Origin of the sequence: Pseudomonas sp. Z1-14, from assembly GCF_051132005.1 — a bacterium.
Classification (GTDB): domain Bacteria; phylum Pseudomonadota; class Gammaproteobacteria; order Pseudomonadales; family Pseudomonadaceae; genus Aquipseudomonas.
In genome coordinates, this window is record NZ_CP071646.1 from 1,315,353 (window position 1) to 1,327,727 (window position 12,375).

Annotated in this window: 14 protein-coding genes; 5 read left to right on the top strand and 9 right to left on the bottom strand. The window is 62.9% G+C overall.

Annotated features, from left to right (window positions below; genetic code table 11):
* Positions 1-15: 15 nt before the first annotated feature.
* The 9 genes from J3P89_RS06230 to J3P89_RS06270 form a co-directional block, all read right to left on the bottom strand.
* Positions 16-2,610: a TonB-dependent receptor gene (locus J3P89_RS06230; RefSeq protein WP_434697027.1), complete on the bottom strand. Its 2,595-nt coding sequence runs from the start codon at positions 2,608-2,610 to the stop codon at positions 16-18.
* 118 nt (positions 2,611-2,728) lie between these two features.
* Positions 2,729-3,691 (bottom strand): FecR family protein, encoded by a 963-nt coding sequence (locus tag J3P89_RS06235; protein ID WP_434697028.1) that lies wholly within the window; start codon positions 3,689-3,691, stop codon positions 2,729-2,731.
* Positions 3,692-3,804: 113 nt separating this feature from the next.
* Positions 3,805-4,323, bottom strand: coding sequence for an RNA polymerase sigma factor (locus tag J3P89_RS06240; RefSeq protein WP_434697029.1), 519 nt, complete (start codon positions 4,321-4,323; stop codon positions 3,805-3,807).
* A gap of 74 nt (positions 4,324-4,397) precedes the next feature.
* Positions 4,398-5,738, bottom strand: coding sequence for an ATP-binding protein (locus tag J3P89_RS06245; protein WP_434697030.1), 1,341 nt, complete (start codon positions 5,736-5,738; stop codon positions 4,398-4,400).
* 68 nt (positions 5,739-5,806) lie between these two features.
* Positions 5,807-6,244 (bottom strand): Spy/CpxP family protein refolding chaperone, encoded by a 438-nt coding sequence (locus J3P89_RS06250; RefSeq protein ID WP_434697031.1) that lies wholly within the window; start codon positions 6,242-6,244, stop codon positions 5,807-5,809.
* 318 nt (positions 6,245-6,562) lie between these two features.
* On the bottom strand, positions 6,563-7,240 hold the full coding sequence (locus J3P89_RS06255) for a response regulator transcription factor (protein ID WP_025215146.1): 678 nt from the start codon (positions 7,238-7,240) through the stop codon (positions 6,563-6,565).
* Positions 7,241-7,247: 7 nt separating this feature from the next.
* Positions 7,248-7,658: a translation initiation factor 2 gene (locus J3P89_RS06260; RefSeq protein WP_434572302.1), complete on the bottom strand. Its 411-nt coding sequence runs from the start codon at positions 7,656-7,658 to the stop codon at positions 7,248-7,250.
* A 104-nt stretch (positions 7,659-7,762) separates the two neighbouring features.
* Complete coding sequence (locus J3P89_RS06265; RefSeq protein WP_434697032.1) at positions 7,763-8,062, bottom strand: YciI family protein; 300 nt, start codon at positions 8,060-8,062, stop codon at positions 7,763-7,765.
* A gap of 1 nt (position 8,063) precedes the next feature.
* On the bottom strand, positions 8,064-8,660 hold the full coding sequence (locus J3P89_RS06270; RefSeq protein WP_434628897.1) for a septation protein A: 597 nt from the start codon (positions 8,658-8,660) through the stop codon (positions 8,064-8,066).
* Positions 8,661-8,747: 87 nt separating this feature from the next.
* On the opposite strand from J3P89_RS06270, the gene J3P89_RS06275 reads away from it, so the two are divergent.
* The 5 genes from J3P89_RS06275 (at position 8,748) to J3P89_RS06295 (ending at position 12,370) form a co-directional block, all read left to right on the top strand.
* On the top strand, positions 8,748-9,611 hold the full coding sequence (locus tag J3P89_RS06275) for a PHP domain-containing protein (protein WP_434697033.1): 864 nt from the start codon (positions 8,748-8,750) through the stop codon (positions 9,609-9,611).
* Between the two features lie 13 nt (positions 9,612-9,624).
* Positions 9,625-10,254, top strand: a complete 630-nt coding sequence (locus J3P89_RS06280) for an L-threonylcarbamoyladenylate synthase (RefSeq protein ID WP_305499273.1) — start codon at positions 9,625-9,627, stop codon at positions 10,252-10,254.
* 132 nt (positions 10,255-10,386) lie between these two features.
* On the top strand, positions 10,387-11,085 hold the full coding sequence (locus J3P89_RS06285) for a segregation and condensation protein A (protein ID WP_434697951.1): 699 nt from the start codon (positions 10,387-10,389) through the stop codon (positions 11,083-11,085).
* 11 nt (positions 11,086-11,096) lie between these two features.
* A complete protein-coding gene (gene scpB, locus J3P89_RS06290; RefSeq protein WP_434697034.1) occupies positions 11,097-12,056 on the top strand; it encodes an SMC-Scp complex subunit ScpB in 960 nt (319 codons plus the stop codon).
* Between the two features lie 122 nt (positions 12,057-12,178).
* Positions 12,179-12,370 carry a DUF1289 domain-containing protein gene (locus tag J3P89_RS06295; RefSeq protein WP_305499277.1) on the top strand — a complete coding sequence of 64 codons (192 nt, stop codon included), beginning with the start codon at positions 12,179-12,181 and terminating at the stop codon, positions 12,368-12,370.
* The last annotated feature ends 5 nt before the right edge of the window (positions 12,371-12,375 follow it).

The following is a 12,375-nucleotide window of genomic DNA, read 5'->3' on the forward strand; positions in this document are numbered from 1 at the left end:
TTGCCTGGAACCGGATCAGATATCCCAGATCAGGTTGACCGCGAAGTTGCGCCCCGGCGCCGTCAGGCGATCGAGGTTGGCCGGGCTCAGCACCGCCGCTTCGCCGACGCTGTCGTAGCCGCGTACGTCATCCCACAGCCAGTACTTCTTGTCGGTGAGGTTGTAGAGACCGCCGCTGACGGTGACGTCGTGAGTCACCTTGTAGTAGCCGCTCAGGTCGAGAATGCCGAAGCCCGGCGTCTTGAACTGGCCGCTGACGCCGTCGGGCGAATTGAAGTTGCTGTCGTCGACGCGGTTTTTCTTCTGGACCAGGGTCCAGCTGAGCAAGGTGCCGAACTGCTCCTGGTCGTAGCCCAGGCCGAACACGCCGGTAAGCGGGTTGACGCTGTTGAGCGGCTCGCCCGTGTCGTTGTTGCGGCCATACAGGTACGCCACCGAGCCTTGGGTGTAGAGGCCTTTTGGCGCACCGAACACGTCCAGGTCCAGGCGTCCCTTAGCTTCGATGCCCTTGATGGTGGCGTGCTTGATGTTGTTGCTCTGGAAGGTCAACTGGTCGGCGCCGGGGGTGATGGCGTCTTCGTTGATGAAATCGCGGTACTTGTTGTAGAACACCGCCACGTCGAACGATCCGGAGTCGAAACGACCGCGCAGGCCGGTTTCGTAGCTTTTGCTTTTTTCCGGTTCCAGGTCGGGATTGGGTTCCACGCTGTAGCCCACGCCGGCGTTATCGAAACGTCCGTACAAGGCCTTGGCGGTCGGGGTGCGGAACCCTTCGGCGTACTGGCCGTACCAGGTGTACTGGTCGGTCAGGGCGTAGGTCAGGCCGAACTTCGGCGAGACGCGATGCCAGTTCTTGTCCTCGCCGCTCACCGTACCGCCGTTGGTGGGGTCCACGGTGCGCAGGAATTCCTCGGTCAGGCGTGGCTTGAGCCGGGTGTAGTCGTAGCGCAGCGCTGGCGTGAAGGTCCATTTGTCCCAGCTGATCTGGTCCTGGGCGAAAACGCTGTAGGTGTTGATGGTCGGGTCGGGGAAGTCGCTGGCTTTTGCCAATACGTCCCGGGTGCTGATGGCGCCGACGGCGGGGCAGCCCACGCCGATCGCCAGGCACACGCCGTTGCCGCTGCGTGAGCCGGTGACTTTCTGATGCTTGAGCGTGGTGCCGTAGGTCAGTGTGTGATCGGTGTCGGCCAAGCTGAATGACTTGTCTGCCTGCGCGTCGAAGACCCACTGTTTTTCTTCATAGAGCGTTTCACGGGTGCGCAACACCCGGCGGGTGACCGGGAAATAAAACTCGGCGGTGCGCTGGTCGGTCTTGGCGATCTGGTGGTTGAGGCTCCACTTGATGTTGTCGGCCAGCAGGCTGTCGAGGGCGAAGCTGTGCTCCAGGCCGAAACGCTCGCGGGTGATCGTATCGTTACCGGTGCGCCACTGGTACATGCCGCCGGGCAGGATGGAGGCGGAAATGGCTGGTTGGCCGTTGGCATAGGGCCCGCCGTAAGCGCTTTTCAGGTCGACGTCGCGATCGTCCTTGTACTTCTCGTACACCAGGCTCAGGCGTGCGTCATCGCTGTAGTCCCAGCCGAGTTTGGCCAGCACGTTGTTGGCGCGCACGTCTTCCGGGTTGGCGGCGGTGCGGTCCAGGCCGGTGCCGTTGTTGCTGCCGTAGGACTCGGTCTCGTGGCCGTCGCGCTGGCTGTAATGCAACAACCCGTCGAACGGCCCGCTGCGGCCGGCGACGGTGGCGGATTTGAGCCAGCTCTCATCGACGGAGCTGTAGCCGGTCTTGAGACGCGCGCCGACGTCCTTGCCGGGCTTGATGATGTCGTCCGGATCGAGTGTGAAATAACTGACGACACCACCGATCGCGTTGCTGCCGTACAGCACCGAGGCCGGGCCGCGCAGAATCTCCACGCGCTTGATGATTTCCGGGTCGACGTAGTTGCGTTGGGTCTTGGCGTACGGGCCGTTGAAGAAACCGCCGGGGATTTCCACGCCGTCGACCTGGGTCAGGATCCGGTTGCCGTCGATGCCGCGGATGTTGTAACCGCTGATGCCGCCGCGCTGGCCCGCGCCGCCCACCGACACGCCGGGCTCATAGCGCACCAGGTCCTTGATGGTGTTGACGTTGTTGCGGTCCAGCTCCTGGCGATCATGGATCGAAACGGTGCTCGGTACGCTGGCGATGTCTTGTTCCTGGCGGGTGGCGCTGATGGTCACCTGTTGCAACTCCAGCGCGCTGCTGGCGCTGCGCTTTTCCAGGACGATGTTGTTATTGCCCAGTTTGCGATAGCTCAGGTTGGTCCCCACCAACAGGCGCTCCAGGGCTTTTTCCGGCGGCAGCGAGCCGTTCACCCCCGGCGAGGCGACGCCTTCGGCCAGCTCTGCCGGCAGCCCCACCTGCCAGCCGGTGACGGCGGTAAATGCGTTCAGGGCGGAAACCAGTGGTTGCCGGGCGATGCTGAAGGTGTAGTCGCCCATGTTGCGCGCTGGCGGTTGCTCGGCGGTGGCAGCCAGGGCCGCCGGCGCGGTACCGGCCATCAGGATGGCGGCGGTCAGCAGTGACAGCGTGCAAGAGGGGGCAAGAAACCGGCAAGTAAGGCGAGAGGACATCGATAGCGCTCCGTGTCGCATCTGTTATAGGTGCAGATCGCATCGCGAGATGCGAATCAATTGCATTGGCTATAACGAGACGAACCAGCGAAAGCTATCGAGTAAAAATAATTCTCATTCAGTTCAGGATTACCAGCGCCGGGAATTCCTGGAGGCGGGCAGAGGTGATATGGGCCAGGGAACGCACCACGTCCAGCGGCTGGTCGAGGCGATAGTTACCTGTCACTGCCACGCCGGCCAACTGCTGGTTGTTGTTGATGATCCAGCCCGGGTAGTAGCGTCGCAACTCCGCCAGTACCTGGCCCAGCGGCCGATTCTCGAACACCAGCCGACCCTGGACCCACGCCAGGTCCGTACCGACATCGAGGCGTGCCGGGCGGTCGAAGCCGTTGGGACCAATGCGGATGCTTTCTCCTGCCGACAATCGGACATGGGCATCGTAGCGGGTCGCACGCAGGTCGACATCGCCGCGCTGCACCTGGACCTGAGCGACGCCGTCCAGGTAACGCACCGCAAACGTGGTGTCGCTGACACTGGCGGTGACCGGCCCGGCGTCGATCTCCAACGGCACATTGCGACTGGCCGGCACCTCGAAAAAAGCCTCGCCCTTGTAGAGGCGGGCCACGTGCCGCTGTTCGTCGAAGGAACTGGAAAACGCCGAGTCGGTATTCAGCAGGACCTTGGAACCATCTTCCAGTTGCAGCCGCTGGCGCTCACCGACCACGGTCAGGTGATCGGCCTGCAATTGCAGGGGCAGGTCGCTGAAATTGAACAACCCGAGCAACAGCACGGCGGCGGTGGCCAGGGGTTTCCAATGGGCTCGAAGACGCGACAGCGCGGTGGCCTTGGGGCGGGCCTGGAGCTGCCGGGCGCTTTCGATGATCTGCGGGCCGTTCCAGATCGCCTGGGCTCTGGAGAACGCTTCGCCATGACGCGGATCTGCCGCCAGCCAGGCCTGGAACTGTCGGGTCTGTTCATCGCTGGGGCTGTCGAGCAGGACCAGCCAATCCAGCGCCTGGTCCATGGCGTGGGTGGTGTCCTGTGCCGCAGCGGCTTCAGGGGAGCGATGGTTGTCCGTCACGGTGGTTCCTCGGCAGTGTCTGTGCACGGCTGCTTGTAATCAGGCGACCAAGACTAGCAGGCTCGTCGGCCAACGCAATCGGCGTGGTCGTTGGCCGCCAGTGTCCTGCAGACTCAATCGGCGTCCAGGCGTTCGGCTACGCCCACGCAAATCGCCATGATCAGTTTCAGTTCTTTCTGCACGGTGCTCATCGACACGCCCAAGCGTTCGGCGATGTCCTGGTAACTGTGGCCATGCAGGCGGTTGAGGATGAAGATCTGCTGTTGGCGCGGGCTCAGCGACTGCAGGCTGAGGTTGAGTTGTTCGAGTAACCGGCCGGCATGGGCGGCATCCTCGGCGCTGCTTTGCGGGGCGATGACGTTGTTCACCACATCCATCGGCACGTCGTCCAGCAGCGTGCGTGATTGGATGCGTCGCGCGCGCAAATGGTCGAGCGCCAGGTTGCGGGCGGTCTGGAAGACGAAGGGTTCGAGATGCTCGACCGTGCGCTCGTTCAGGGCGCGGGTGACACGCAGGTAGGTTTCCTGGAGCAGGTCTTCGGCGGTGCTGGGGTTGTTGACCATGCGTTCGAGGGTGCGCAGCAGCGGCAGGCGCTGGGCGAGGAACACATGATGGAAGCGTGATTGGCTCACGGTAGGGCTCGGTCCGGTTCGAGTAGATGATAATGCTTATCATCTACTCGAAAGGTCAAGCCTTCATTTGGTGCTCAAGGTTGCACCACCGCGCCCGGCACCAGCGGTAATTCCAAGGTGGCGATGAATCCGCCGTCGGGGTGGTTCGCCAATCCCAGGGTTCCGCCATGCCGTTCCGCCGCACGGCGCGCGATCGCCAGGCCGAGACCATGCCCGGGGGCGGTCTGGCCGGGGGCGCGATAAAACGGTTCGCTCAACTGGCCCAGGTGTTCCGCCTCTACGCCGGGGCCGTGGTCGCGCACGCTGATCACTATCCTTTCGCCTTGGCGCGCGGCACGCATTTCGATGGGCTGCCCGGCAGGGTTGAAGCGCTGGGCGTTGCGCAGGAGATTGTCCACCGCCCGCTCGATCATGGTGGGCCAGCCCTTGAGCGTCAGTTGCGGCTCGGTTTCCAGGCGCACGTGTTGCTCCGGTGAAGCCAGCTGGGCGTCTTTTTGCAGGTTCTCCAGCAAACCGTTGAGGTCGACTTCCTCAGCGCTGGCGTTGTCGGCGTCGACCCGGGCCAACACCAGGATTTCGCTGATCAATGCTTCCAGGCGGTCACATTCGCGTGTCAGGCGCGGCCAGAGTTTTTCACGCTCGGCGGGGCTCGCCCGCTCCGCCAGCGCCAGGGCGATGCGCAGCCGGGCCAGGGGCGAGCGCAGTTCATGGGAAACATCGCGCAGCAATTGGCGCTGGCTGGCGATCAGGCTTTGCAGGCGCGCACCCATGCGATTGAAGTCAGTGGCCAGTACGCCGAATTCGTCCCGGCGGTTGGCCAGTTTGGCGAGGCTGTTCTGCTGGTACGTGGCTTGCCCCAGATCATGCACCGCGCCGCGCAGGCGGCTCAGCGGGCGGGTGATGGAGAGCGTCACTAACAGGCTGAATAAGGTCAGTACCACCAGCGCAATGGCCAGGGCGCTGAGGGGCCAGAGCAGGCTGTCGCGGTGCCAGGCGTCCAGTTCGGGATGGGGGATGCGGTAGATGAAGAGGTAAGTGTCACCGGTCTTGGCGCTGGTGAACTCGTCAGTCAAGCGCCGCCAGGGGAGGCGTCGGTCGTCGTTGTTCTGGCGCGCTTCGAAAGCCGCGGCGCGATGGGGAAAGGTGCCGCGCACCACCGGGTCGCCGCTCTCGTTGAGCACCTGGACGTCGATGTGATACTTGCGCTTGCGCTGTTGCAGGATGTCTTGCGCGGCCTCTTCGCCCTGGCTTTCGTAGGATTGCGTCCATTCTTCGGCCAGGGTGTTGAGCCCAGGATGGCGGCTGAGGATCCAGGCGTCCTGGTTCAGCATGTGGCCCATGAGGATCGAAAGCCCCGCGACCAGGGCGATGGCCAGCCAGAAACTGGCCAGGATGCGCCAGAACAGTGAACGCACGGATTTATCCTCGAAAACCAGGAAAGCCCAACGGCGGCATGCCGTTGGGCTAGGGGTGCTTCAGCGCATTATTGCGCTTTTTGCGGTTGTTGCGCTTTCCAGGCTTTGAATTCGGCCCACTCGGCCCGACGTTCGGCGCGTTTTTTCTGGATGGCGTCAAACTCTTTCTGTTGCTCGGGCTTCAGCAAGCCACGGATCTGGGCATCGACTTTCTGGTGCCGGGCTTCCATTTCGTCCTGCATGGCTTTCTGGTCGGCTGGCGACAGCTTGGCCAGGTACTTGTCGACCAGTTCGCGTTGCTCATGGCGCTGTTCACCCATGATCCGGCGAATCTGCTCGCGTTGTTCGCGGGTCAGGTCCAGTTGGCTGAAGGGGCCTTTATCGTGCATCTGGCCACCGTGACGCGAACCGTCCATCGGGCCCATCGGCCCCGGGCCTTCGGGCATGGCCATGGCCACGGTCGGCAGGGCGGCGGCGAACATCAGAGCGGTAAGGGTCTTGCGCATGGTGTCTCTCCTTGTCTCGTTCCCGGTCAGTTCCGGATGTGTGCAGATTACAAAGATCAAGGTCAGCGGCGGTCAGGGGTGGGTAAAGCTTGGGTAAAGACGGTTTGGTGCAATGCTGACAAACAGCCTGTACAAAACCCCGTGGCGAGGGAGCTTGCTAGGGTGAGGGCGCTTTTGTGGCGAGGGAGCTTGCTCCCGCTGGGCCGGTCCGACGCTTCGGGCGAAGCGGCCCCAAGCTTTTGCGGTTGCTGCGCAACCGAGCGGGAGCAAGCTCCCTCGCCACAGGGTTAGCCATGTTCCTCGGTCCAAGCAGTGTTCTCAGAGGCTGTAGTAGTAGCCCCGGCTACGCAGGGCGACGATGCGCGGGCGGCCGTCGGGGTGGGGACCGATCTTCTTGCGCAGGTTGCTGACGTGCATGTCGAGGCTGCGATCGTACAAGGTCAGCTTGCGGCCCAAGGCAATCTGCGCCAGTTCCTGCTTGTCCAGCGGCTCACCCGGCTGCTTGAGCAGTGCTTCGAGCAGGCGGCTTTCGGAGACGGTGAGGGTCTGTTCCTGTTCATCGATGCTGACCACGCCACGCACCGGGCTGAAGGTCAGGTCACCCAGTTCGATCTGGCTGGAAACCGCGGCGGGATGGCTGCGGCGCAGCACGGCGCGCAGGCGGGCGGTCAGCTCTCGCGGGTCGCAAGGCTTGGCCAGGTAATCGTCAGCCCCCAGCTCCAGGCCAAGGATGCGATCCAGCGGTTCGCCGCGGGCCGAGAGCATCAGCACCGGCAATTCCGGGTGATCGTTGCGCAACTGCTTGAGCAGTTCCAGGCCGCTGCCGTCGGGCAGCATCACATCCAGCACCACCGCCGCCGGGGCGGTTTCGGCCAGGGCCTTGCGGGCGCTCTGGCCATCGTGGCAAGCGCGGACCTGGAAACCTTCCTGGCCCAGCCAACTGCCGAGGAGCTCACACAGCTCCTGGTCATCATCAATCAGTAACAGCTCGCTCATGACTCACTCAATTTAGCCATTGCCGACGTTGTCTACGTCCACCGCTGGCAAAGATACCGCAGAGCAGGGCCAATAGCGCTACCCCGGCGCCGACGACGAACCACTGTTGCTGTTCGGTCAGCAGGCGCGGCAGCGGGCTGGACTGGGCTTCCTTGAGTTGCAACTTCAGGCGCTGGTTCTCCTGGCGCAGCCGTCCCACCAGCGCGCTCTCGCGTTCGCCGTTGGTGTTCTGCAGTTGCTGGGTGAGTGCTTCACGCATGCGCTCGCTGTCTTTCAGGCGCTGCTGCAATTCGGCGATCTGGCCGCCCGCGCTCAGGGACAAGGGCGCCGAATGAGCAGCCTCGGTGCTTTCCTCGCCGTGGGCGGGGGCTCCAATCGCCAACGAGACCAACAACAGGCACAACCGACCTTTGCGCATTGCAACTCCTGAATTCCAATCGAGATTAGACAGGTTGTCGGCAGGCAAATGAGAAAGATGAGCAACAGGACAATGAGCCGCGCAGGCTCATTGCCCCTGGGGATTTACGGCAGGACTTGCTTGAACGGCTTGACCACGACCTCGGCGTAGACGCCGGCCGCCTCGAACGGGTCGGCCTTGGCCCACGCCTGTGCGGCAGCCAGGGATTCGAACTCGGCCACGATCAGGCTGCCAGTGAAACCGGCGGCGCCTGGGTCGTTGCTGTCCACCGCCGGGTGTGGGCCGGCCAGTACGATGCGACCTTCAGCCTTGAGCTTTTGCAGGCGCTCAAGATGCTCCGGGCGCGCGGCCAGGCGTTTTTCCAGGGAGTCGGCGACGTCGGTGGCAATGATTGCGTAGAGCATGTCAGTCCTCGGTTTTTGGCGTGGTGGGTTCGGCATCGTGCAGGTGACGGGACAGGTAGATGCCCTGGCCGATCAGGAACAGCAAGGTCATGCCCAGGCTGCCGAAGACCTTGAAGTCGACCCAGTATTGCTGGAACGTGAACGCAACGAACAGGTTGGCGGCGCCGCAGAACAGGAAGAAGGCGATCCAGGCGATGTTCAATCGGGTCCAGATCGCGTCCGGCAGGCTCAGCGCGTGGCCCATGATGCGCTTGATCAGCAGGCGATCACCGACGAAGTGGCTGCCGATGAAGGCCAGGGCGAACAGCCAGTTGACCACCGGGGCTTTCCATTTGAGGAAGGTCTCGCTGTGGAAGGCCAGGGTCAGGCTGCCGAATACAAGGCAGGCGATCAGGGTCAGCCACTGGCTCTTCTCCAGCTTGCGCTGGGACACGAACAGCGCGCCGTAGACCACCAGGGAACTGATGATCAGCACCGCGGTGGCGCTGTAGATACCGCCTACAGTCAAGGAGTGGCCGGCGACGTCGACGGTCCGTGGATCAAGTTTGTAGACGATGAAAAACAGCAGGAGCGGGATGAAATCGATGAATTGTTTCACAGTGGCAGCCAGAAGCAGGATGTGGCGGCATAATAACAAACATCCTTGGCCGCGATAGGGCCAGCTGATTTGAGGTAACAAAGTCTCGTGAATGTTGATTTGCACTGCCATAGCACGGCCTCCGATGGCGCCCTGGCGCCTGCGGTTCTGGTGGCGCGGGCGTTCGAGCACGGCGTGCGAGTCCTGGCCCTGACCGATCACGACACCCTCGAAGGCCTCGACGAAGCGCGTAGCGCCGCCACCGCGCTGGGCATGCAACTGGTCAACGGCGTCGAACTGTCCTGCACTTGGGGCGGTGCGACCATCCACGTGCTGGGCTACGGCTTTGATGTGAATGCACCGTCACTGGTCCGGGCCATTGCCGAATTGCGCGACGGTCGCTGGCTGCGCTCCGAGGAGATCAGCCGCAAACTGGCCCTCAAGGGCATGCCCGGCGCGCTGGAAGGCGCCCGGCAGGTCCAGCAGGAACTGGGCGACAGCGGCAACGCCCCGGCCCGGCCGCATTTTGCCGACTGGATGGTGCGCGAGGGCTTCGTCAAGGACCGCGCCGAAGCCTTCCGAAAATGGCTGGGGGCCGGCAAGCTGGGGGACGTCAAGCAGCACTGGCCCACCCTGCAAGAAACGGTCGAGACTCTGCGGGCCGCCGGGGCGTGGGTCAGCCTGGCGCATCCCTGGCATTATGAATTCACCCGCAGCAAGCGCCGCCGCCTGATAGCCGACTATATTCAAGCAGGGGGCCATGCCATCGAAGTGGTCAATGGCCATCAGCCGGCCGAGCAGGTCGGCAGCCTGGCGATCCTCGCCCGGGAGTTTGGCCTGCTGGTGACCGCCGGGAGTGATTTCCACGGCCCCGGAGGCTGGTCCGAGATTGGCGAATACCGCCCGTTGCCGGAAGATCTGCCACCACTATGGTGTAGATTCAAACATGATCCCGTTATCGCCGCCGTCTGAACAGGTAGAACACGTGAGTCAATTTTTCCAGATTCATCCGGAAAACCCGCAAGCGCGCCTGATCAAACAGGCTGTGGAAATCATCCGTGGCGGTGGCGTCGTGGTCTATCCCACCGACTCGTCCTATGCCATTGGTTGCCAGATCGGCGATAAAAACGCGGTCGAGCGGGTAAGACGCCTGCGTCAGCTGGACGACAAGCACAACTTCGCGCTCATTTGCAGCGACCTCTCGCAGTTGGGCTTGTTCGCCAAGATCGACACCGGCACTTTCCGCCTGCTCAAGGCCCATCTGCCGGGCCCTTATACCTTTATCCTGAATGCCACCCGGGAAGTCCCGCGGCTGTTGCTGCACCCAAAGAAGCGCACCATCGGGCTGCGGGTGCCGAGCCATCCCATTGCCCTGGCGCTGCTGGCGGAACTCGGTGAGCCGTTGATGAGCGTGACGCTGATCATGCCCGGCGAGACCGATCCGCTGACCGACCCCTATGAAATGCGCCAACTGCTGGAGCATCAGGTCGACCTGATCATCGACGGCGGTTACGGCGGCATGAAGGCGTCCACGGTGATCAACCTGGCCGACGGCGAACCGCAAGTGGTACGCGTCGGCTGCGGCGATCCGACGCCGTTCATGGTCGAGGCCTGAATGTCGGTTGTGGAAACCGCGGTCGAAAATGTCGACAGCCAGGCCGGCGCGCAACAGGAGCTGCCGTTCGCCATGGTCTATGGCCAGGCGGTCATGGAAATGCCCCTGGACCTGTACATCCCGCCGGATGCGCTGGAAGTTTTCCTCGAAGCCTTTGAAGGGCCGCTCGACCTGTTGCTGTACCTGATCCGCAAACAGAACATCAACATCCTCGACATCCCCGTGGCGGAAATCACCAGGCAGTACATGGGCTACGTCGAATTGATGCAGTCGGTGCGCCTGGAGCTGGCGGCGGAATACCTGGTAATGGCGGCCATGCTGGCCGAGATCAAATCGCGCATGCTGCTGCCGCGCTCGGCCGAGGTCGAGGCGGAAGAGGACGATCCTCGGGCCGAGCTGATCCGTCGCCTGCAAGAGTACGAGCGCTTCAAGGCCGCGGCCGAAGGCATCGACGGCTTGAGTCGGGTCGGGCGCGATGTGCTGGTGCCCAGGCTCGACGCACCCGAGGCGCGGGCGCGCAAGTTGCTGCCGGACGTGAGCCTGGAAGAACTGCTGATGTCCATGGCCGAGGTCCTGCGCCGAGGCGACATGTTTGAAAGTCACCAGGTCAGCCGTGAGGCATTGTCCACCCGCGAGCGCATGAGCGATGTGCTGGAGCGGCTCAAGGGCGGCAGTTTTGTGCCCTTTGTCGAGCTGTTCACCGCCGAGGAAGGGCGGCTGGGCGTGGTGGTGACGTTTATGGCGGTCCTGGAATTGGTCAAGGAATCCTTGATCGAGCTGGTGCAGAATGAGCCGTTCGCAGCGATCCATGTGCGGGCCCGAGCCGAATAACGAGCAAACCGATGAATCTGACCGAACCCCGTGAACTGGCGCCCTTGCTTGAAGCTTTCTTGTTGGCCTCTGGAAAGCCACAGTCGATGGAGCGCCTGTTCGAACTCTTCGAAGAAGGCGAACGGCCTGAGCCTGCCGTGTTCAAGAAAGCCCTGACGCTGCTGGGTAAATCCTGCGAAGGCCGGGCTTTCGAACTCAAGGAGGTAGCGTCCGGTTACCGCTTGCAGATCCGCGAAAAATTCGCCCCCTGGGTCGGGCGCCTGTGGGAGGAGCGGCCGCAGCGTTATTCCCGTGCGATGCTCGAAACCATGGCGCTGATCGCCTATCGCCAACCGATCACCCGGGGCGAGATCGAGGACGTGCGTGGCGTGGCGGTCAACAGCCACATCGTCAAGACCTTGCTGGAACGTGAGTGGATCCGCGTCGTCGGCTATCGCGATGTGCCGGGCAAGCCAGCGATGTTCGCCACCACCAAGGCGTTTCTCGATCACTTCAACCTGAAGAACCTCGACGACCTGCCGCCGCTGGCCGAACTGCGGGAACTGGAGCCCGAGCCGATGCTCGAATTCGACGACGCCCCGGTGCCCCAGGCCTTGCAGGAATTGGCCGACGCCAGCGCCGAGCCCGAAGAGCCGAAGGAAGAGACCAGTTTCCACTCGTTGCTGCTGGAGCTGGACACCATGGAGGAGGGCTTGAAGACCGACTTCGATGACCTGCTGCGTGACGCTCCTGGTCCTGAAGGTGAGTCGGATGAGCTGGCGGAGCCCGATAGCGCGGTGGAGCCCGAGCCTGAAGCGGAATGGGAACCTGAACCTGAAGAAGACATCCTCGGCGTTGCCCAAGCCCGGGAAAAACTGCTGGCCGCCGTCGCCGCCCTTGAGCCGCCAGAACCCGAGCTGAGCGACGAAGAAGCCGAAGCCCGCGCCCTGGCCGAAGCGATCGAAAACGAACGGCGCCAGTTCGACGACTGACACACCGCCGTCCCTTGTGGGAGCGAGCCTGCTCGCGAAAGCGTCCGCTCAGTCAACATGATTTTGGCTGATACGCCGCCTTCGCGAGCAGGCTCGCTCCCACATTAACTGTTGGGTGAATCATGAGCTCCACCAAAGACCCCTGCATCAGCCTCTGCAAGTTCGACGAAGATATTTGCATCGGTTGCGGGCGCAGCAAGCGCGAGATCAAGGCCTGGAAAAAACTCGACAAGGACGACAAGCGCGCCGTGCTGGCCGAAGCGGCGCTACGCCTGATCAAGCTGGGTGCCACCGGTCGGCGGAAAAAACGCTGAGCGCG

Excerpts from the sequence above, each read along its gene's own strand:
- J3P89_RS06230 (WP_434697027.1), bottom strand. The coding sequence starts at position 2,610 with ATGTCCTCTCGCCTTACTTGCCGGTTTCTTGCCCCCTCTTGCACGCTG.
- J3P89_RS06250 (WP_434697031.1), bottom strand. The coding sequence starts at position 6,244 with ATGCGCAAGACCCTTACCGCTCTGATGTTCGCCGCCGCCCTGCCGACC.
- J3P89_RS06255 (WP_025215146.1), bottom strand. The coding sequence starts at position 7,240 with ATGAGCGAGCTGTTACTGATTGATGATGACCAGGAGCTGTGTGAGCTC.
- J3P89_RS06260 (WP_434572302.1), bottom strand. The coding sequence starts at position 7,658 with ATGCGCAAAGGTCGGTTGTGCCTGTTGTTGGTCTCGTTGGCGATTGGA.
- J3P89_RS06265 (WP_434697032.1), bottom strand. The coding sequence starts at position 8,062 with ATGCTCTACGCAATCATTGCCACCGACGTCGCCGACTCCCTGGAAAAA.
- scpB (WP_434697034.1), top strand. The coding sequence starts at position 11,097 with ATGAATCTGACCGAACCCCGTGAACTGGCGCCCTTGCTTGAAGCTTTC.
- J3P89_RS06295 (WP_305499277.1), top strand. The coding sequence starts at position 12,179 with ATGAGCTCCACCAAAGACCCCTGCATCAGCCTCTGCAAGTTCGACGAA.